Genomic DNA, 20713 nt, shown 5'->3' with positions numbered 1-20713 from the left:
ACGCGCGCGTGCGGTGACGGGTGGGGATCACAGGCTCAGCTCCGGGTGCAGCCGGTCGAGCGTCCACACCTGGCGGCGCCGGGCCGCGAGCGCGGTCAGCGCCAGGGCGCCCGCCGTGAAGGCGGCGAGCACGGCGCACGCCTGCCACACCGGGCCGAGCCCGCCGCCCGTGATCAGCCGGCGCAGGGCCTCCACGATGTAGCTCATCGGCAGGAACGGGTGGATCGCGTTGAAGAAGCCCGGGCTGGTCTGCACCGGATACGTGCCGCCCGCCGAGGTCAGCTGGAGCATCAGCAGGGCCAGCACCAGGATCCGGCCGGCCGCGCCGAAGCGGGCGTTCAGCCACTGGACGATCGCCGCGAAGCACGCCGTGACCAGGCACAGGAACCCGATCGTGCCGGCCGCCCGCAGCATCTGCAGGCCGATCGCCCAGTGCAGCACGGCCATCAGAGCGACCACCTGCAGCACGCCCACCGCGACCACCGGCAGCCAGCCGGCGAACGCGATCCGCCAGGCCGGCGCACCGGCCGCCAGGGCGCGCCGGTTCAGCGGCGGGATGAGCATGTACGCCACCATCGCGCCCACCCACAGGGACAGCGGGATGAAGTACGGGGCGAAACCGGTGCCGTAGTTGGGCGCCTTGTGCAGGTCGTGGGAGGCGAGCTGCACCGGGTCGGCCATGACGCCGGTGCGCCGGTCGCGGTCCTGCTTGCCGTAGTCGGGGATCTTGCGCGCACCGTCGTGCAGACCGCCGGCGAGCTTCCCGGAGCCGTCGACCAGCTTGTACAGGCCGCCGCTGAGCGTCCGCGCACCCGACGCGGCCGTTCCGACGCCCTTGTCGAGCCGGTCCGCGCCCGTGCTCGCGGTGCCCAGTCCGGCGTGGAGCTTCTTGGCGCCGGCGGCGACCCGGGCCGCGCCGTCGTTCAGTTCGTTGATCTTCCGGACCGCGTCGTCGACGTCCTTGTACAGGTGCGGCGCCCGGTCGGAGAGGGCCCGGGCCTGGCGCTGCAGGGTGCCGAGGTTGTCCCGAAGCGTCTTCAGGTCGCCGTGCTGGTCGGCGATCAGGGTGTTGAGGTCGTCGGCGACGGTGGCCACGTCGGCGGCCGCCTGCCGGGCCTTCTTCAGGTCCGGGCAGACCGGGTCGGGGACCGCCGCCGCCTGGCAGCGCGCCCGGTAGACCTCGTCGAGGGTGTCCGAGGCCGCGTGGGCGGTCCGCGCGGCGCCCGGCGCGAGCTTAACCAGGACGTCGAGGTTGTGGCGGACCGCGCCGGCCGAGTCGGCGACCAGCCGGGCGGTGTCCCCGATGGTCTTCTCGTTGTCCTTCAGGAACGGGCCGGCCTTGCGGTAGACGCCGTTCACGTTGTCGGCGAGGGTCCGGGTGCCGTCCGCGACGCGCTGCGAGCCGTCCTCGAGGTCGCCCGCGCCGCTGTCGAGCTTCTTCAGGCCCTTGGCCAGCCTGCCGCTGCCGCTCTTGGCGTCCTTCAGGCCGTCCGCGAGGTCCTTGGAGCCCTTCTCCGCCTTTCCGATGCCGCCCTCGAGCCGGTCGGCGCCCTCGGCCGCCGTCACGGTCTTGTCGTGGATGGTGGAGAAGGAGACGAAGATCCGGTCCAGGAAGGTCCGGGAGGCCTTGGTGGAGGCGGCCGAGCGGATCTCGTTGAAGACCGTCCGGGAGATCTGGCCGACGATGTAGTTGTTCGCGTCGTTCGAGCGCACCCGCAGGGCGCCGGTCTCCGGGGAGTCGCCCGAACTGGAGGCGATGCGCCTGCTGAAGTCGGACGGCAGGGTCAGGGACAGGTAGTAGGTGCCGTCCTCGACGCCCCGGCGGGCCTCGGCGTCGCTCACCTCGTGCCACTCGAAGGTCCGGCTGTCGCGCAGCCCGTCCACGATGTCGTCGCCCGCAGTGATCTTCTTCCCGCCGGCCGTGGCGCCCTTGTCGTCGTTCACGAGGGCCACCGGGATGCGGTCCAGGCGGCCGTAGGGGTCCCAGAAGGACCACAGGTACAGGGCGCCGTACAGCAGGGGCAGCACGAGCAGCGCGACCAGGGCGGCGCGCGGCAGCCTCCCCCGCCCGAAGCGCCTCAGTTCAAGCGCGGCGAGCCTCGGCGAGCGCATCGGCGTCCTCCTTCGACTCGTCGTCGTTCTCGTCGTTCTCGTCGTTCGGCTCGTGGTTCTCGTCGTCGTCGCTGCCGCCGTCGCCGTCCTGGCCGGCGGCCGGGAGCGTGGAGACGGACACGCAGTCGGTGGGGGCCGTGCGGCACACGGCCAGGACGGTGGTCCCCGCGCGCGCGAGGGAGCGCAGCAGTTTCCAGACCTCGGCGCGTTCGGACTCCGACAGCTTCGTGTCGACGTCGTCCACCCCGAGCAGCCGGGGCCGGCCGAGGAGGGCCAGCGCGAGGGACAGGCGCAGCTCCTGGAGCCGCTCCAGGTCCCGGACGGCGGTGCGGGAGCCCTTGGGCAGCGTCTCCAGGTCCAGCCCGGCGGCGGCCAGCGCCGCGTCGACGCGCAGCCGTGCCTCCAGGGCGCGGTGCGGGCGGGGCCGCAGCGCCTCGCGCAGGGTGTCGCCGAACCTGCGCTGCAGCAGGGCCGCTTCGCGCAGGTGCTCCCCGACGGTCAGGGCCGGCTCCAGATCGGTGACCCCGGGCACGTTGGCCACGGCCGCGCTCCGGCGCACGGCGGCCATGTGCCGGGGGAGTTTGAGACCGCCCACCGCGGCCACTCCTTCGGTGGGCTTCATCCGTCCCGTGAGCGCGAGCAGCAGACACGTGCGGCCGGAGCCGGACGGTCCCTCGATCGCGATCAGCGAGCCGGGCTCCGCGTCGAGGGTGACGCCGCGAAAGGCCCACCCCCGCGGCCCCTTGAGCCCGAGGTCCTCGGCTGTGACGTCCACGCCGTCCACAAGCCCCCCTGCCTGCATCCCATTTTTAAACTGACTGGTCAGTGCAAAAATACGCCCGAACCCACGATCGAGGCAAAGCCGCAGGTCAGAACGGATTGTCAGTGCCATACCCGACGATGGGCACATACGGCACCCGTGCCGTCACAGACGACAGGAGGTTCGTCATGGCCAACTCGTCCGCAGCCGCCGCCCACCGGCGCCGCGCCACCGGCCCTGCCCCCTCACTGACCGGCCCGGCGAGCGACGTGCACCCCGTGCTCCGCCGGGCCACGGCCCCGCCCGCCGCCCTCGACCTGCTCGCCCAGGCCCGCGCCGGACTCGAGGAGGCCACCGTCCTGCAGACGCCCAACGAGCGCTACGCGACGGCCCACCTCGCCGCCCTGCGCACCGCCGCCGCCGTGCTCGCCGCCCGGGGCCGCCCCGAGACCTCCCCGCGCCGCCGGGCCCGGATCCGCAGCGCCTGGGAGGTACTGCCCGAGATCGCCCCCGAACTGACCGAGTGGAGCGCGCTCTTCGCCTCCGGCGCCGCCCGCCGCGCCCGTGCCGAGGCGGGCATCCAGGGCGCGGCCGGGCAGCGGGACGCCGACGACCTGATACGCGACGTGGCGATGTTCCTCCGCCTCGTCGAGCGGATGCTGGTGCTGCAGCCCGTCCTGCCCCAGCCCCGCCAGGACGCCGACGAGCCGGACGCACCGCGCGGGCGCGGCGGGCTGCCGGACGCGGGCTGAGCCGGATGCCCGCGACCGGCGGTCGCCCTCCGGCCGCCACCGGTGGTCTTCCCTGGTCGTCCGCCGTGCGAGACGCGGGCGGCCGGACCCGGCCGCGATGACCGGGCGGGGCGCGGAGGCAATAGGGTGGAGAGCGCCTGAAGGCCTCCCTTCCTCCCGCACCGGGGCCGGGGAGGCACCCCGTTCGCGCCGCCGGGCAACAGGCGGTGCCGCGCCGAGGAGTCAACTGCCGTGTCGGACCCGATGCGCCCGCCCGCGTCCCACCACCACCCCCCGACGGCGTCGCTGCGCTCCGACCCTCGACCGCGCGCCTCCCTGCGGACCGCCGTGGTCTGGGACGTCCTCCAGGACGCGCTCGACCGCCGGGTCAAGGCCACGGGACGCGAGTCGCTGGACGTGCTCGACACCGGAGGCGGCAGCGGCAACTTCGCCGTGCCCGTCGCCCGCCTCGGCCACCGTGTCACCGTCGTCGACCCCAGCCCCAACGCCCTGTTCGCGCTGGAGCGCCGCGCAGCCGAGGCCGGCGTCGCCGACCGGGTCCAGGGTGTGCAGGGCGACGCCCACGGCCTGTTCGACGTGGTCGAGCGCGGCGGCTACGACGTGGTGCTGTGCCACGGCGTCCTGGAGTACGTCGACGACCCCGCCGAGGGAGTCCGCAACGTGGTGGCCGCGCTGCGCCCCGAGGGCGTGCTCAGCCTGCTGGCCGCCGGGCTCGGCGGCGCCGTGCTCGCCCGGGCCCTGGCCGGCCACTTCAAGGAGGCCAAGCAGGCCCTGGAGGATCCCGAGGGCCGCTGGGGCGCCGGCGACCCGGTACCGCGCCGCTTCACCGCCGAGCAGCTCACCGCGCTGGTCGAGGGCGCGGGCCTGCGGATCGGTGCCGTGCACGGCGTACGGGTCTTCGCCGACCTGGTGCCCGGCGTCCTGGTGGACACCGAGCCCGGGGCCCTCGACGCCCTGCTGCAACTGGAGGCCGCCGCGGCCGAGCTGCCCGCCTTCCGCTCGGTGGCCACCCAGCTCCACGTGCTCGGTGAGACGGAGGGGGCCGAACAGGCCTGAGCGCTCCTCCGTGACCCGCCGCTGATCAGGGCCTTGGCGGCAGATGGAGTACGCCACAAGCCCCCCGATCGAGCGGTTTGCGCCGTATGATCGAGGTACACGGACCGGCATGACGGGTCGGCCGCCGGGGAATGGAAGCCTCAGCGAGCCGGGACGGCCAGGGCGGAAACCGGTTGGCCAATTGGCTTAGAGGGGCGGGTTTCACGGGGTCGATTCCCTGCCTATCCTGAAGGGACCCCCCCCGGGTCGCCCCCGGCGACTGCACGATGAGGAGGACTCCGTGCCGCTCTCTGAGCACGAGCAGCGAATGCTTGAGCAGATGGAGCGAGCGCTGTACGCCGAAGACCCCAAGTTCGCGACAGCGCTTGAGGGGAACGGGCTGCGTACGTACACCCGGCGACGGGTCTACCAGGCGGTCGCGGGCTTCCTCGTGGGTATCGCGCTCCTCATGGCCGGAATGGTCGCCCAGCAGATCTGGGTCAGCGTGGTGGGCTTCCTCGTCATGCTGGGCTGTGCCGTACTCGCCGTCACGGGCTGGCGCAAGGCGCCCAAGCCGGGTGAACAGCCCGCGGGCCTCGCCCGCCGCCCGGTGCGGCCGAAGAGGTCCGTGATGGACCGGATCGAGCAGCGCTGGCAGCGTCGCAGGGACGAGCAGCAGGGCCACTGACCCCGCCGCGGCTTCCCGCCGGCAACCGCAGACGTCCGTGAGGGGCGGCCACCCGCAGGTGGCCGCCCCTCACGCGTCGCCTCGGCCGCGCCGCGGTCTCAGCCCCGCTGCCCGCTCGGCCTGCGCAGCACCGGCCGGGCCGCCGCCACCCGCGCCCGGAACGCCGTCCAGCGGGCCGACGCCACCCACAGCACCCGCACCGCGGACCGCGGCGCGAACAGCGCCCGCAGCCGGGCCCGCCGGCCGGCCGCGCCGGTCAGCGCGGCGATCACCCGGCGCACGTCCTCCGCCAGACCGGCCACCGGCCGCGGCCGGGGCGCGTACAGCACCTGCTCCACCGCGTCCGCCACCCGGTGCACCGCCGCCCCGGCCTGCGGGTCGAGCAGCCCCAGCCGGACGATGCGCGCCGCCGCCGTGCGCGGGGTCTGCGACTCGTCCGGCGGGATGCCGAAGTCCCAGGCGCTGTCCGTCAGCTCCTGCCAGACCGCCAGCGTGTGCGCCGCGGCGCCCTCCTCGGTCCGGGCGTGCGCGCCGAGCCGTGCGGAGCGCAGGCGCTTCCGCCACAGCAGCGGCGACAGCGGGAGCGCCAGGACCACCAGCGCCCCGAGCACGATCAGCGCGAGCCACAGCCCCTGCCAGGGGCCCCCGCCGCCGCCCTGCGGCGCCGGCGCCGCGGACGGGCTGCCGCACGCGTCCAGCTTGCGCAGCTGTGCTGAGCAGCCGTCGCTCGGAGAGGCCGCCGCCGAGGGCGCCGCGGACGACCCGCGCGAGGGCAGGGACTCGTCCGGCACCGAGCTGCCGGGCGTGTCCGGCAGGGTGTACGACGGCACGGTGCCGCGGGACGGGGTCGGCTCGAAGCGGGTCCAGCCCACGCCCTCGAAGTACAGCTCGGGCCAGGCGTGCGCGTCCTTCAGGGTCACCGACACCGAGCCGTCCGCCTGCGGGGTGCCGGGCGCGAAGCCCACCGCCACCCGGGCCGGGATGCCGAGCGTGCGGGCCATCGCCGCCATCGCGAAGGAGAAGTGGACGCAGAAGCCCTGCTTCTTCTTCAGGAAGTTGGCGATCGCGTCCGGGCCGCGGCCGACCTCCACCCGGGTGTCGTACTGGAAGCCGCCGGTCACGGAGAAGTAGTCCTGGAGCTTGACCGCCTCCTCGTAGTGGCTCGCCGAACCCGCGGTGACCTCCTGCGCCGTGCTCGCCACCACCTTCGGCAGCCTGGCGGGCACCTTCGTGTACTCGCGCTTCAGCGCGGCCGGCGGCTGCGGCGCGGCGGCCAGCTGCTCGGGGGTCGGCCGCACGTCCAGGCTGGTGATCCGGTACGACGCCCCCCGCGTGTTCTGCCCGTGGTCGCCGACGAGCGTCATGCCGACCGGCTCGTACCGCCAGTTGCCGCTGATCCGCACCCCGCTCGGCGGGTACGGCATCGGCAGCCAGTCCTGCGCGTACCAGTCCGCCGCCCGCACCGTCGTCCGCACCGAGGTGCGCTTGACGTCCCGGCTCAGTCCGACGGGTGTGGGGAAGACGTCCGGGATTCCCACGATGTGCCGCTGGGACGGCTTCCAGGTCGTGCCGTCGAAGTCGTCCAGGGACACGATCCGCAGGTACATGTCCGACAGGTCGGCCGCGCTGGTCCGCAGCGACAGCACCGGGCGGTCGTTCTCCACGTTCAGGCTGTCGCGCAGCGACACCAGCGGGTTGACCGCGGAGATCGTGCCGCCGTTGCCGTTGCCCGCGCCGACACCCGCCCCGGCGGCGTCCAGCAGGCCGCCCTGCATCGTGGGCAGGGCGAGCGGCACCATCAGGGCGGCCCCGAGGGCGACCGCGCCGATCCGGCGCCCGGTGCGCACCGGGGCCACCACACCGCCGTCCGGCGCGCCCGGGGTGCTCGGCGCACCGCCGAAGACGCGGCCCCACTGGGCCAGCCGTTCCCGGCCCTCGGCCAGCAGCAGCACCAGATAGCCGGCGGCCGCGAGCAGGAACCACACCCAGTCGTAGGCGCCGTCGTACAGCCCCGCCGCGACCGAGTACAGCGCGAGCAGCGGCAGCCCGGCCGGGGCCGCGCTGCGGAAGGTCACCGCGAGGGTGTCCACCAGCAGGCCGATCAGCACGACACCGCCGACCAGCATCAGCTGGATGCCGTCGGTGAGCGGCGCCGGTATGGCGTACCGGCTGACGTCGTCCGAGCCCTGCTGGAGCAGATCGGCGAAGTGCCGGAAGGCCTCGGGGCCGGGGATCAGCCCGATGACCGACTGCTGCCGGGCGAAGACCAGGCTCAGCAGCATCAGCGAGACCAGCGCCTGCGCCGCCACGGTCAGCGGCCGGGCCAGCGGCACCCGCCGGGCCGCCGCGCCCACGACGGACTGCACGGCGACCAGCAGGATGGCCGGCGCCAGCCACGTGGGCTGCCCGACCAGGGGCAGCAGCGCGCACGCGGCCATCAGCGTGGCCGCCGCGGCGCGCACCGCCAGTCGTGCCCGCCCGCTCATCCCAGTGCCTCCCCGCTCACGGACGCCAGGCCCGAGCGCTCCCGGTCCGCCTGCCGCCACAGATCGTCCAGCGAGGCGCCGCGCGGCACGCCCAGGGCCGTCCAGCCCGCCTCGCGCAGCATGCGCAGCCGCTCCGCGTGCCGGCCGGTGCCCGGCCCCGGCACGTCGGCCGCCTCGCGCGCCCAGGTGTCCGGGTCGAGGACGAAGGCGACCGCGCCGCCGCTGCGGCGGCTCATCCTGGCGACCGTCGCCGCCTGCTCCTCGTCCAGATCGCCCAGGAAGGCGATCAGCAGTCCCTCGTCGCCGCCGCGCAGCATGTCGTAGGCCCGGGACAGGCCCGTGCCGTCGGAGTGGTCGATCACGGCGAGGGTGTCCATCATCAGCCCGGCGGCGTCCGCGGTCTCCTGCCCGCCCGCGAACCCGTCGGCGCCCTCGCCGGGCACCGAGCTGCCGCCGTCCGTCAGCAGGCGCACCGAGAAGCCGCGCTCCAGCATGTGCACCAGCGCCGAGGCGGCACCGGAGACGGCCCACTCGAAGGCCGAGTCCGGGCCCGCGCCCTCGTAGCCGACGGCCCTGGTGTCCAGCAGCACCGTGCAGCGGGAGCGGCGCGGCTGCTCCTCGCGGCGCACCATCAGCTCGCCGTAGCGCGCGGTGGAGCGCCAGTGCACCCGGCGCAGGTCGTCGCCGTAGCGGTAGCCGCGGGGGATCACGTCGTCCTCGCCCGCGAGGGCCGTCGCGCGCTGCCGCCCTACGCCGTACCCCTTGGCCTCGCCGCTGAACCGGACCGGGGCCAGCGGCTGCACGCGCGGGATCACGGTCAGCGTGTCGTGCGCCGAGAAGGAGCGGGTCAGCTCGCACATGCCGAACGGGTCGCTCAGCCGCAGCTGCAGCGGGCCCAGCGGGTAGCGGCCGCGCAGGTCCGAGCGGACCCGGTAGGACACCTCGCGGTGGCCGCCCGGCTCCACCCGGTCCAGCACGAAGCGGGGCCGGGGACCGAGCACGTAGGGCACCCGGTCCTGCAGCATCAGCAGGCCGGTGGGCAGCCGGGAGACGTTGTCCACCCGCAGGTGCACCCGGGCCTCGCCGGCGGCGGGCACGCGCGCGGGGGAGAGCCGGCGGCCGCCGGCCACGCGGTAGCGCGTGCGGTACAGCACGGTCGCGCACAGCAGCGGCAGCACCGCCAGCAGCAGGCCGACCCGCAGCAGATCGCTCTGGCCCAGCACGTACGCGCAGATCGCGGCCGCGATCCCGGCCGCCAGGAAGGAGCGCCCCCGGGTGGTGAGCCCCGCCAGGGCCGTACGGACGCCGCCCGCCTCCCCGCGGTCGGCCTCCGCCTGCCCCGTCCCCCCGGTGCTCATCACAGACCCCGGGGCGGCTGCTGGGGATACGCCGGGATGGTCCGGCCCAGGCCGCCGAAGCCGTTCTGCTGAGGCGTGGCGGGCACCGGGGTGTGCTGCAGGATCTCCAGCACGACCTGCTCGGCCGTACGGCGGTTCAGCTGGGCCTGGGCGGTGGGCAGCAGCCGGTGGGCGAGGACGGCCACCGCGAGCGCCTGGACGTCGTCCGGCAGCGCGTACTCCCGCCCGCCGAGCGCGGCGGACGCCTTGGCCGCGCGCAGCAGGTGCAGCGTCGCGCGCGGGGAGGCGCCGAGTCTGAGGTCGGGATGGGTGCGGGTGGCCGCGACCAGCTCGACCGCGTACCGGCGGACCGCCTCGGAGACGTGCACGTCGCGGACGGCCTCGACCAGCTTCACGATGTCGTGCGCGTGCGCCACCGGCTGCAGGTGCTCCAGCGGGCTCACCCCGCCGTGGACGTCCAGCATCTGCAGCTCGGCCTCCACGCTCGGGTAGCCCACGGAGACCCGGGCCATGAAGCGGTCGCGCTGCGCCTCGGGCAGCGGATAGGTGCCCTCCATCTCGACCGGGTTCTGCGTGGCCACCACCATGAAGGGGCTGGGCAGTTCGAACGTCTGCCCGTCGATGGTGACCTGCCGCTCCTCCATCGACTCCAGCAGGGCCGACTGCGTCTTGGGCGAGGCGCGGTTGATCTCGTCGCCGATCACGATCTGCGCGAAGATGGCGCCCGGCTTGAACTCGAAGTCCCGGCGCTGCTGGTCCCAGATGGACACCCCGGTGATGTCCGAGGGCAGCAGGTCCGGCGTGAACTGGATACGCCGCACCGAGCAGTCGATGGACCGCGCCAGCGCCTTGGCCAGCATGGTCTTGCCCACCCCGGGGACGTCCTCGATCAACAGGTGTCCCTCGGCGAGCAGTACGGTCAGCGAAAGCCGTACGACCTCGGGCTTGCCCTCGATCACACCCTCCACCGAACTGCGGATCCGCTCCACAGTGGCGGTCAGATCAGTGAGGCTCGCTCGATCGTCATAGGTCGTCACCCGGCCCTCCTCGGCCCGTTCTTACTACGGGCCGACGCTCCGTGCTGCGAAACCGGCCCACCCCGAATCACGGACATCACGCGGAAAAGGTTCCGCGTGACGCCCCACCCGCATTCTTGCCGCCGTTACCGATTCGTGTCACTCGCCTGTGGACAACTGCCCGCACTATGTCGGTCTTACAGCCTTTTCGACCGTGGTTTCGACATGGCGCGGCGAGTTCCCTGCGTGGCGCGGGGCGTTCGGGGCGGGCCGGCGCGTCCGGTCAGGCGGGGTCGATCTCGCGCAGCCGGCCGGTCTTCACGTCGAACACGAATCCGCGCACGTCCTGCGTGTGCAGCAGGAACGGCGAGGTGCGCACGCGCTGCATCGACTGGCGCACGTCCTGGTCGACGTCCCGGAAGGCCTCGACGGGCCAGGCGGGGCGCTGGCCGACCTCCAGCTCCAGCTCGTGCCGGAACTCCTCGGTGATCGACTCCATCCCGCACCCGGTGTGGTGGATCAGGACGATGCTGCGGGTGCCGAGCGCCCGCTGGCTGATGGTCAGGGAGCGGATCACGTCGTCGGTGACCACGCCGCCCGCGTTGCGGATGGTGTGGCAGTCGCCGAGCTGCAGGCCGAGGGCCTTGTGGAGGTCGAGACGGGCGTCCATGCAGGCCACCACGGCGACGCGGAGGACCGGACGGGCGTCCATCCCCGGGTCGCTGAACTCGGCGGCGTAGCGCTGGTTGGCCTCGACGAGGCGGTCGGTCACGGCGCCGTCGCCGGCTATGGCGCCCTCGGGCCCGGTGGGAGCTGCTGCAGAAGTCGTCATACCCGAGACCGTACTGGTCATCGGCGTTCCGATCCTGCCGTGCAGAGCGGACAAAGAACGCCATTGTGGCTTGTTGTGAGCGACCCCACACGCAGGGCGAACGGGATGCGTACCCGTCCGGGCGACGCGCAGGCCGGTTGATTGACCGCGAGACGCGGTGGACTAAAGTGACGCGCAGCGGGAGGCGCGGCTCTCCCCGCTGGTGAAACCCCGGAGACCCCGGCCCACACCCGGACCGTCTCCCCACGTGCGCGGCGCGTACGTACGGCTCGGCCTCCTCCCGCTCCCGGTCGGCTGACGCTTCCGGCGCCGGCCGGCCTCCCCTTCACCGAGCGGGCGGGGACCCGGCGGTGCGTACGGGCTCCGCCGGAAACGAGAGGCCCAGGACAAATGGGGCGCGAAGCGCTTTCGAACGAGGGCGGCGGTGGGCGACGGGAGGGACAGACTCGACACGTCCCTGTGATGCTGCAGCGGTGCCTGGATCTGCTGGCACCCGCGCTGGAGCGGCCGGGAGCCGTGGTCGTCGACTGCACCCTCGGCCTCGGCGGCCACAGCGAGGCGCTGCTGACCCGGTTTCCCGAGGTACGGCTGATCGGCCTGGACCGGGACAAGGAGGCACTGCGCCTGTCCGGCGAGCGGCTGGCTCCGTACGGGGACCGGGCCACCCTCGTGCACGCCGTCTACGACGAGCTGCCCGACGTCCTGGCGCGGCTCGGCATCCCACGCGTGCAGGGCGTGCTGTTCGACCTCGGGGTCTCCTCCATGCAGCTCGACGAGGCCGACCGCGGCTTCGCCTACGCCCAGGACGCCCCCCTCGACATGCGCATGGACCAGACGACCGGCATGAGCGCCGCCGAGGTCCTCAACACCTACCCGGCCGGCGAGCTGGTGCGGATCCTGCGCGCGTACGGCGAGGAGAAGCAGGCCAAGCGGATCGTCTCCGCGATCGTCCGGGAGCGTGAGAAGGAGCCGTTCGGCAACAGCGCGCGGCTCGTGGAGCTGATCCGGGACGCCCTGCCGCAGGCCGCCAAGCGCACCGGCGGCAACCCGGCCAAGCGCACCTTCCAGGCGCTGCGCATCGAGGTCAACGGCGAGCTGTCCGTCCTGGAGCGGGCCGTGCCGGCCGCGGTGAAGGCGCTCGACCTCCGCGGGCGCATCGCCGTGCTGTCGTACCACTCGCTGGAGGACCGGCTGGTGAAGCAGGTGTTCGCGGCCGGTGCCGCCACCACCGCGCCGCCCGGGCTGCCGGTCGTGCCCGAGCGCTACCAGCCGCGGCTCAAGCTGCTCACGCGCGGTGCCGAACTTCCCACCGAGGAAGAGATCGCCCAGAACCGCCGCGCCGCCCCGGCCCGGCTTCGGGGCGCCGAGCGCATCAGGGAGGACGCCGAGTGAGCGAATGGGGTCGGTCGGATTTCCGAACTCGCACGCCGGTGCCCCGGAGCCACCGGAGGCCCAGTGAGTAGGAAACCCGAACTGAGGGGGAGGGCCGCCCGGCTCGCCCGGCTCTTCCCGGCCGGCCGCGCCCGCGCGGCCCGCACCCCGTTCGTCCTCCTCGTCGTCCTGCTGCTCGGAGGCGGCCTCATCGGGCTGCTGGTACTGAACTCCGCGCTCAGCGAGGGCTCCTTCCAACTCGACGACCTGCAGAAACAGACCAAGAACCTCACCGACGAGGAACAGGCCCTCCAGCGGGACATCGACGCCTACTCGGCCCCCGACGCCCTCCAGCGCCGCGCCCGCGAACTCGGCATGGTCCCCGGCGGCGACCCGGCCTTCCTCAACCCCGACGGCACCGTCAAGGGCGTACCGGGCCCGGCGAGCCCCGAGCCCGCCTCGCTCCCCGGCCCGGCCGCACCCGGCACCGCCGCCCCGGTCACCGGCCCGTCCGCGGTCTCCCCGGTCGCGCCGACGCAGCTGCCGGCGACGCCGTCGCAGCCCCCCGCCACGCCGGCGCCCCCGCCCTCGGTACCGGCCGGGGCGAGCACCCCGGCGACGGCGGTGGCGCCGCTCACCACCCTCCAGCCCGTGCCCGACCCGACTCCCGGCAGGTGACGGAAGTGTCCGACAGGGAAGCGCCGCGCCGCCGCGTCCCCGGCCCCGCCAAGCCACCCCGGCCGCGGGGCGCCGTGCGGCGGCAGCCCGCGGCCGGCGCCCGCCCGGCCCGCCGCCCCGGCGGATACCGGCCCCCGCCCCCGCCCGTCCTGCGGCTCGGCAGCCCGCGGCCCCGGCTGCGCATGGTCGGCCTCGCACTCACCCTCGTGCTGCTCGCCTTCGTCGTACGCCTGCTCCAGGTCCAGGCCGTGGACGCCAGTACGTACACCGCCAAGGCCGAGCAGAACAGGTACGTCGTGCACACCCTGGCCGCCGAGCGCGGCGGGATCACCGACCGCAACGGCGTGGCGCTCGCCATCAGCGAGGACGCGTACGACATCACGGCCGACCCGACGATGTTCAGCGCCAAGCAGCTGAACAGGAACGACGGGCCCGAGCAGGCCGCCGCGCTGCTCGCGCCGATCCTCGGGCAGGACCAGGCCGCGCTCGTCGGCAAGCTCAGGCCCAGGAACAAGCTGTCCCGCTACGCCAAGCTCGCCTCCCGCCAGACCCCCGAGGTCTGGAAGCAGATCAAGGACCTGAAGGCCGCGCTCGCCAAGAAGTCCGGCGCCGCCAACGTCCTCGCCGGTGTCTTCGCCGACCCCAGCAGCAAGCGCGTGTACCCCAACGGCGACCTCGCCGCCGGGATACTGGGCTGGGTCAACGCCGACGGCAGGGGCGGCGGCGGCATCGAGCAGGAGCTGAACGAGCAGCTGTCCGGCAAGGACGGCATGATCCGCTATGCCCAGTCCGGCGGCCGCGAGGTGCCCACCGTGGGCTCCACGCAGACCCCGGCCGTACCCGGCTCCGACGTCGAGCTCACCATCGACCGCGACATCCAGTGGGCCGCCCAGAACGCCATCACCGAGCAGGTCAAGCAGTCCCGGGCGGACCGCGGCTACGTCATCGTCCAGGACACCCGCACCGGCCAGATCCTCGCCATGGCCAACTCGCCCGGCTTCGACCCGAACGACCTGTCGAAGGCCGACGGCGAGGCCATGGGCAACGCGGCCGTCCAGGACGCCTTCGAACCCGGCTCCACGGCCAAGGTGATGTCGATGGCGGCCGTGCTGGAGCAGAACGTGGCCACCCCGCTCACCCACGTCGTCGTACCGAACCGGCTGCACCGCGGCGACCGGCTCTTCCAGGACGACGTCGACCACGGCACCTGGTACCTGACCCTGAACGGCGTGCTCGCCAAGTCCAGCAACATCGGCACGATCCTCGCCACCGGCGAGCTCGGCAAGAGCCAGCCGGCGGCCAACCAGGTCCTCTACTCGTACCTGCGCAAGTTCGGCATCGGCAGCCCCACCGGCCTCGGCTTCCCCGGCGAGACCAGCGGCATCCTCGCGCCGGCCGGCAAGTGGTCGACCTCGCAGCAGTACACGATCCCTTTCGGCCAGGGCTTCTCGCTCAGCGCCATGCAGGCCGCCTCCGTGTACTCGACCATCGCCAACGGCGGAGTCCGCGTCGAGCCGACCCTGGTGCGCGGCACCAAGGGCGCCGACGGCCGCTTCACACCCGCACCGCAGCCGAAGAAGACACGCGTGGTCAGCGCGAAGACCGCCCGGACACTCGCCCGGATGCTGGAGTCCGTCGTCGACGACGAGCAGGGCACCGGCATCAAGGCCCGCATTCCCGGGTACCGGGTCGCGGGCAAGACGGGCACGGCCAACCGTGTGGATCCGGCCACCGGCCGGTACCGCGGATACACCTCGTCGTTCGCCGGATTCGCACCCGCGGACCAGCCGCGGATCACCGTGTACTGCGCGATCCAGAACGCCACGTCCGGCAGCTACTTCGGCGGGCAGATCTGCGGACCCGTCTACAAGCAGGTGATGGAGTTCGCCCTGAAGACCCTTCAGGTACCCCCCACCGGAGCCAAGGCCGCGAACCTTCCCGTCAGCTACAAGCCCTGATCAGCCGCCCCGCAGCCGCGAACGACCACCAGGAACGAACCCGTGACAACGATCACTCCCGACTCCGGGAACCAAGGCGCCGGCCAGGGTGCCGGCCGAGGCGCCCGGGAGCCCTCGCTTCGCCCCGGAGCGGCCGCGCCCGGTACGCTCACCGCCGTGCCACACGCTGATCAGTCCCCCACCACCCAGAAGGGCGCTTCCGTGACATATCCGGGACCGCCGCGACCGGTCCAGGTCTCCGCCACACCCCTCGCGGAACTGGCCGATCAGCTGGGTACCGCCGCTCCGGACACCGCCGCCGAGGTCACGGGGATCACCCACGACTCGCGGGCCGTCCGCCCCGGCGACCTGTACGCCGCCCTGCCGGGCGCCCGGCTGCACGGCGCCGACTTCGTCACCCAGGCCGCCGGCCTCGGCGCGGCCGCCGTGCTGACCGACCCCACGGGCGCCGACCGCGCCGCCGCGACCGGACTGCCGGTCCTGGTCGTCGACGATCCGCGCGCGCGGATGGGAGAGCTCGCGGCGACCATCTACGGCCACCCCGGCCGCGACCTGCTCCAGATCGGCATCACCGGCACCTCCGGCAAGACCACCACCGCCTACCTCGTCGAGGGCGGACTCAGGACCGCCAGGTCCACCGGCCTGGTCGGCACCGTCGAGATGCGCATCGGCGACGAGCGCATCAAGTCCGAGCGCACCACCCCCGAGGCCACCGACCTGCAGGCCCTGTTCGCCGTGATGCGCGAACGCGGCGTCGAGGCCGTCGCCATGGAGGTCTCCAGCCACGCCCTGGTCCTCGGCCGGGTCGACGCCTGCGTCTTCGACGTCGCGGTGTTCACCAACCTGAGCCCGGAACACATGGAGTTCCACTCCGGCATGGAGGACTACTTCCAGGCCAAGGCGCAGCTCTTCACCCCCGAACGCAGCAAACTGGGCGTCGTCAACACCGACGACGCCTACGGCCGGCGGCTCGCGAAGGAGGCGACCGTCCCGGTCGTCACCTACTCCGCCGAGGGCCACCCCGACGCCGACTGGCGCGCCCAGGACGTCCACGTCGGCCCGCTGGACTCGACGTTCACCGTCCTCGGCCCGAACGGCGAGCGCGTACACGCCAAGTCGCCGCTCGCGGGCCCCTTCAACGTGGCGAACACCCTCGCCGCCGTCGTCGCCCTCGCCGCGGCCGGACTCGACCCGCAGGCCGCCGCCGACGGCATCGCCGCCGTACCGGGCGTCCCCGGCCGCCTGGAGCGCGTGGACGCCGGGCAGGACTACCTCGCGGTGGTCGACTACGCGCACAAGACCGACGCGGTCGAGTCGGTGCTCAAGGCGCTGCGCAAGGTCACCAAGGGGCACCTGCACGTCGTGCTCGGCTGCGGCGGCGACCGCGACCGGACCAAGCGCGCCCCGATGGGCGCCGCCGCGGCCCGGCTCGCCGACACGGCCGTACTGACCTCCGACAACCCCCGCTCCGAGGACCCCCTGGCGATCCTCGCCACCATGCTCCAGGGCGCGGCCTCCGTGCCCGCGCACGAACGGGGCGAGGTGCTCCTCTTCGAGGACCGGGCCGCCGCCATCGCCGCCGCCGTGGGGCGCGCCGCGCCCGGCGACACTGTGCTGGTCGCGGGCAAGGGCCACGAGCAGGGCCAGGACATCGCCGGCGTGGTCCGTCCCTTCGACGACCGCCAGGTGCTCCGCGAAGCTATCCAGAAGACCCAGGGATGAACTTGTGATCGCCCTCTCCCTCGCCGAGATCGCAGAAGTCGTCGGCGGGCAGACGCACGACATACCGGATCCGTCCGTCCAGGTCACCGGACCGGTCGTCCGGGACTCCCGGGAGGTCCGGCCCGGCAGCCTGTTCGCGGCCTTCGCCGGGGAACGGGCCGACGGCCACGACTACGCCCAGGACGTCGTCCGGGCCGGCGCGGTGGCCGTGCTGGCCTCCCGGCCCGTCGGCGTGCCCGCGATCGTCGTGGAGGACGTCCAGACCGCCCTCGGCGCCCTCGCCCGCCATGTCGTCCAGCGGCTCGGCGCGACCCTCGTCGCCCTGACCGGCTCCGCCGGCAAGACCAGCACCAAGGACCTCATCGCCCAGGTGCTGCGCAGCAAGGCGCCGACCGTGTTCACGCCCGGCTCGCTCAACAACGAGATCGGGCTGCCGCTGACCGCCCTGTCCGCCACCGAGGAGACCAGGTTCCTCGTGCTGGAGATGGGCGCCCGCGGCATCGGCCACATCCGCTACCTCACCGGCCTCACGCCCCCGAGGATCGGCCTGGTGCTCAACGTCGGCAGCGCCCACATCGGCGAGTTCGGCGGCCGCGAGCAGATCGCGCAGGCCAAGGGCGAACTGGTGGAGGCGCTTCCGGAGGACGGTGCCGCCGTCCTGAACGCCGACGACCCGCTGGTGCGCGCCATGGCCGCCCGTACCAAGGCGAAGGTGGTCCTTTTCGGAGAGTCGGCCGAAGCGGACGTACGCGCCGAGAACGTACGACTCACGGACAGCGGACAGCCTTCCTTCAGGCTTCACACACCCTCCGGTGCAGCCGATGTGACCATGCGCCTGTACGGTGAGCACCACGTGTCGAACGCGCTCGCCGCGGCCGCCGTCGCCCATGAGCTGGGCATGTCCGCGGAAGAGATCGCCACCGCGCTCTCGGAGGCGGGCTCCCTCTCCCGCTGGCGCATGGAGGTCACCGAGCGCCCGGACGGCGTGACCATCGTCAACGACGCCTACAACGCCAACCCCGAGTCCATGCGGGCCGCCCTCAGGGCACTCGCGGCCATGGGCAGGGGGCGGCGCACGTGGGCGGTGCTCGGCAAGATGGCCGAGCTGGGGGACGAGGCGCTCGCCGAGCACGACGCCGTCGGACGGCTCGCCGTCCGGCTCAACGTCAGCAAGCTCGTCGCGGTCGGGGGGATCGAGGCCTCCTGGCTGCAACTGGGCGCATATAACGAGGGTTCGTGGGGTGAGGAGTCGGTGCACGTGTCCGACGCACAGGCGGCGGTCGACCTGTTGCGCAGCGAGTTGCGCCCGGGGGACGTCGTGCTCGTGAAGGCGTCCCGTTCGGTGGGGCTCGAGAGCGTTGCCCAGGCGCTTCTCGAGACGGCGGCCGAGGGTGAGGTCGCCGCCCGATGATGAACCAGATCCTGTTCTCGGGCGTCATCGGTCTGTTCCTGACGCTGGTCGGCACCCCGCTGCTGATCAAGCTCCTGGCGCGCAAGGGCTACGGCCAGTACATCCGGGACGACGGCCCGCGCGAGCACGCCAGCAAGCGCGGTACGCCCACCATGGGCGGTATCGCCTTCATCCTGGCGACGATCGCCGCGTACTTCCTCAGCAAGGTGATCACCGGCAAGCCGCCGACGTACTCCGGACTGCTGGTCCTGGGGCTGATGGCCGGCATGGGCCTGGTGGGCTTCCTCGACGACTACATCAAGATCGTCAAGCGGCGTTCGCTGGGCCTGCGGGCCAAGGCCAAGATGGCCGGCCAGCTGATCGTCGGCATCGCCTTCGCCGTGCTGTCGCTGATGTTCTCCGACGCGCGCGGCAACACCCCGGCGTCCACCAAGCTGTCGTTCATCACCGACTTCGGCTGGTCGATCGGCCCGGTGCTGTTCGTCGTCTGGGCGCTGTTCATGATCCTGGCGATGTCGAACGGCGTGAACCTGACGGACGGCCTGGACGGCCTGGCCACCGGCGCCTCCGTGCTGGTCTTCGGTGCCTACACCTTCATCGGCGTCTGGCAGTTCCAGGAGTCCTGCGCCAACGCGAACACGCTGACCAACCCGAACGCCTGCTACGAGGTGCGCGATCCGCTCGACCTCGCCGTCGTGGCCTCCGCGCTGATGGGTGCCTGCCTCGGCTTCCTGTGGTGGAACACCTCGCCGGCCAAGATCTTCATGGGCGACACCGGCTCGCTCGCCCTCGGCGGCGTCCTGACGGGCCTGGCCATCCTCTCCCGCACGGAGCTGCTGGTGGCCATCATGGGCGGCCTGTTCGTCCTCATCACCATGTCGGTCGTCATCCAGGTCGGCTCCTTCCGGCTCACCGGGAAGCGCGTCTTCCGGATGGCGCCGCTCCAGCACCACTTCGAACTCAAGGGCTGGTCCGAAGTCCTGGTGGTGGTCCGCTTCTGGATCATCCAGGGCATCTGCGTGATCGTCGGACTGGGCCTCTTCTACGCGGGATGGGCAGCGGAAAAGTGATCTCCGGCTCGGAGCCCTTCGACTTCCAGGGCAAGCACGTCACCGTCGCGGGGCTCGGCGTCTCCGGCGTCCCGGCGGCGAAGGCGCTGCACGCGCGCGGGGCGGCCGTCACCGTCGTCAACGACGGCGACGACGCACGCGCGCGTGCCCAGGCCGAGGAGCTCCGGGCGCTCGGCGTCACCGTGCGCCTGGGCGACGGGGCCACCCTGCCGGAGGGCACCGGGCTGATCGTCACCGCGCCCGGCTGGCAGCCCGGCAAGCCGCTGTTCCTGGCGGCCCGGGAGGCGGGCGTGCCGGTCTGGGGCGACGTGGAACTCGCCTGGCGGCTGAGGGGACCCGGCGCGGCCCCCTGGCTGGCGGTGACGGGCACCAACGGCAAGACCACGACCGTCCAGATGCTCGCCGCCATCCTCAAGGCGGCGGGCCTGCGCACGGCCGCCGTCGGCAACATCGGCGTCTCCCTGCTGGACGCGGTCCTCGGCGAGGAGACCTACGACGTCCTCGCCGTCGAACTCTCCAGCTACCAGCTGCACTGGGCGCCCTCCCTGCGCGCCGACTCCGCGGCCGTCCTCAACCTCGCGCCCGACCACCTCGACTGGCACGGCTCCATGGAGGCCTACGCGGCCGACAAGGGCCGCATCTACCAGGGCAACCGGGTCGCCTGCGTGTACAACGCGGCGGACAGGCTCACCGAGGACCTGGTGCGCGAGGCGGACGTCGAAGAGGGCTGCCGGGCCGTCGGGTTCACCCTCGGCACTCCGGCGCCCTCCCAACTCGGCGTGGTCGACGGCATCCTGGTCGACCGGGCCTTCGTCGAGGACCGCCACAAGAACGCGCAGGAGCTGGCGGAGGTCTCCGACGTCAACCCGCCGGCCCCGCACAACATCGCCAACGCCCTTGCCGCCGCGGCCCTCGCGCGCGCCTTCGGGGTGCCCGCCACGGCCGTGCGCGACGGCCTGCGGGCCTTCCGCCCCGACGCCCACCGCATCACGCACGTCGCCGACATCGACGGGGTGGCGTACGTGGACGACTCCAAGGCGACCAACACCCATGCCGCGGAAGCCTCGTTGGCGGCATATGAACCGATCGTATGGATTGCGGGCGGTCTGGCGAAGGGCGCCACCTTCGACGAGCTGGTCGCCAAGTCGGCAAAGCGACTTCGCGCCGCCGTCCTGATCGGCGCCGATCGCGCGCTGATCCGCGACGCCCTGGCGCGACACGCCCCGGAAGTACCCGTCGTCGACCTCGAACGGACCGACACTGGGGCGATGCTCCAGGCGGTGACGGAGGCCAAGCGGCTCGCGCAGCCCGGCGACACGGTGCTGCTGGCCCCGGCCTGCGCCTCCATGGACATGTTCACCAACTACAACCAGCGCGGTGACGCGTTCGCGGAGGCGGTCCGCGAACTCGGTGCCTGACCCCGGCCCGCCCGCCGGGCGGATCTTGGGAGGGACGCGTGGGACG

Annotated in this window: 16 protein-coding genes; 10 read left to right on the top strand and 6 right to left on the bottom strand. The window is 73.2% G+C overall.

What is annotated here, in order from left to right:
* Window positions 1-27: 27 nt before the first annotated feature.
* Window positions 28-2112: a YhgE/Pip domain-containing protein gene (locus tag AQJ66_RS11025; RefSeq protein WP_061919707.1), complete on the bottom strand. Its 2085-nt coding sequence runs from the start codon at window positions 2110-2112 to the stop codon at window positions 28-30.
* Window positions 2084-2914 carry an ATP-binding cassette domain-containing protein gene (locus AQJ66_RS11020; RefSeq protein ID WP_061919705.1) on the bottom strand — a complete coding sequence of 277 codons (831 nt, stop codon included), beginning with the start codon at window positions 2912-2914 and terminating at the stop codon, window positions 2084-2086. Before AQJ66_RS11020 ends, AQJ66_RS11025 begins: the two co-directional genes overlap by 29 nt.
* 146 nt (window positions 2915-3060) lie before the next feature.
* Here AQJ66_RS11020 and AQJ66_RS11015 point away from each other — a divergent pair, with 146 nt between their 5' ends.
* The 3 genes from AQJ66_RS11015 to AQJ66_RS11005 all read left to right on the top strand — a co-directional run bounded on the left by AQJ66_RS11015 (window position 3061) and on the right by AQJ66_RS11005 (window position 5347).
* Entirely contained in the window at window positions 3061-3624 is a 564-nt protein-coding gene (locus AQJ66_RS11015) for an SAV_6107 family HEPN domain-containing protein (RefSeq protein WP_061919703.1), read from the top strand.
* 231 nt (window positions 3625-3855) lie between these two features.
* Complete coding sequence (locus AQJ66_RS11010) at window positions 3856-4680, top strand: methyltransferase (RefSeq protein ID WP_061919701.1); 825 nt, start codon at window positions 3856-3858, stop codon at window positions 4678-4680.
* Window positions 4681-4960: 280 nt separating this feature from the next.
* Window positions 4961-5347, top strand: a complete 387-nt coding sequence (locus AQJ66_RS11005; RefSeq protein ID WP_061919698.1) for a DUF3040 domain-containing protein — start codon at window positions 4961-4963, stop codon at window positions 5345-5347.
* 98 nt (window positions 5348-5445) lie between these two features.
* Here AQJ66_RS11005 and AQJ66_RS11000 read toward each other — a convergent pair whose 3' ends face one another.
* The 4 genes from AQJ66_RS11000 to AQJ66_RS10985 form a co-directional block, all read right to left on the bottom strand.
* Window positions 5446-7833 carry a transglutaminase TgpA family protein gene (locus AQJ66_RS11000; protein ID WP_061919696.1) on the bottom strand — a complete coding sequence of 796 codons (2388 nt, stop codon included), beginning with the start codon at window positions 7831-7833 and terminating at the stop codon, window positions 5446-5448.
* A complete protein-coding gene (locus AQJ66_RS10995) occupies window positions 7830-9191 on the bottom strand; it encodes a DUF58 domain-containing protein (RefSeq protein WP_061919694.1) in 1362 nt (453 codons plus the stop codon). The genes AQJ66_RS11000 and AQJ66_RS10995 overlap by 4 nt, the downstream gene beginning before the upstream one ends.
* Complete coding sequence (locus AQJ66_RS10990; protein ID WP_061919692.1) at window positions 9191-10228, bottom strand: AAA family ATPase; 1038 nt, start codon at window positions 10226-10228, stop codon at window positions 9191-9193. Before AQJ66_RS10990 ends, AQJ66_RS10995 begins: the two co-directional genes overlap by 1 nt.
* Window positions 10229-10490: 262 nt before the next feature.
* Window positions 10491-11039 (bottom strand): beta-class carbonic anhydrase, encoded by a 549-nt coding sequence (locus tag AQJ66_RS10985; RefSeq protein ID WP_061919690.1) that lies wholly within the window; start codon window positions 11037-11039, stop codon window positions 10491-10493.
* Window positions 11040-11429: 390 nt separating this feature from the next.
* Between AQJ66_RS10985 and rsmH the strand changes: the two genes are divergently transcribed.
* The 7 genes from rsmH (at window position 11430) to murD (ending at window position 20667) form a co-directional block, all read left to right on the top strand.
* The gene (gene rsmH, locus AQJ66_RS10980; protein WP_279617318.1) at window positions 11430-12431 is read left to right on the top strand and encodes a 16S rRNA (cytosine(1402)-N(4))-methyltransferase RsmH; all 1002 of its coding nucleotides are present in this window, start codon (window positions 11430-11432) and stop codon (window positions 12429-12431) included.
* Window positions 12432-12494: 63 nt separating this feature from the next.
* Window positions 12495-13088 (top strand): cell division protein FtsL, encoded by a 594-nt coding sequence (ftsL, locus tag AQJ66_RS10975; protein ID WP_061919685.1) that lies wholly within the window; start codon window positions 12495-12497, stop codon window positions 13086-13088.
* A 5-nt stretch (window positions 13089-13093) separates the two neighbouring features.
* Window positions 13094-15046: a peptidoglycan D,D-transpeptidase FtsI family protein gene (locus AQJ66_RS10970; protein WP_279617317.1), complete on the top strand. Its 1953-nt coding sequence runs from the start codon at window positions 13094-13096 to the stop codon at window positions 15044-15046.
* A 201-nt stretch (window positions 15047-15247) separates the two neighbouring features.
* Entirely contained in the window at window positions 15248-16768 is a 1521-nt protein-coding gene (locus AQJ66_RS10965) for a UDP-N-acetylmuramoyl-L-alanyl-D-glutamate--2,6-diaminopimelate ligase (RefSeq protein WP_061919681.1), read from the top strand.
* Between the two features lie 4 nt (window positions 16769-16772).
* A complete protein-coding gene (locus AQJ66_RS10960) occupies window positions 16773-18179 on the top strand; it encodes a UDP-N-acetylmuramoyl-tripeptide--D-alanyl-D-alanine ligase (protein ID WP_061919679.1) in 1407 nt (468 codons plus the stop codon).
* The gene (gene mraY / locus AQJ66_RS10955) at window positions 18176-19249 is read left to right on the top strand and encodes a phospho-N-acetylmuramoyl-pentapeptide-transferase (RefSeq protein ID WP_061919677.1); all 1074 of its coding nucleotides are present in this window, start codon (window positions 18176-18178) and stop codon (window positions 19247-19249) included. Before AQJ66_RS10960 ends, mraY begins: the two co-directional genes overlap by 4 nt.
* On the top strand, window positions 19231-20667 hold the full coding sequence (gene murD / locus AQJ66_RS10950; protein ID WP_208611341.1) for a UDP-N-acetylmuramoyl-L-alanine--D-glutamate ligase: 1437 nt from the start codon (window positions 19231-19233) through the stop codon (window positions 20665-20667). Before mraY ends, murD begins: the two co-directional genes overlap by 19 nt.
* Window positions 20668-20713: the final 46 nt, after the last annotated feature.

The sequence above is a fragment of the Streptomyces bungoensis genome, assembly GCF_001514215.1.
Lineage (GTDB): Bacteria > Actinomycetota > Actinomycetes > Streptomycetales > Streptomycetaceae > Streptomyces > Streptomyces bungoensis.
Note: the sequence above shows the minus strand (reverse complement) of the source record. Positions and strands in the feature narration are given on the sequence as shown.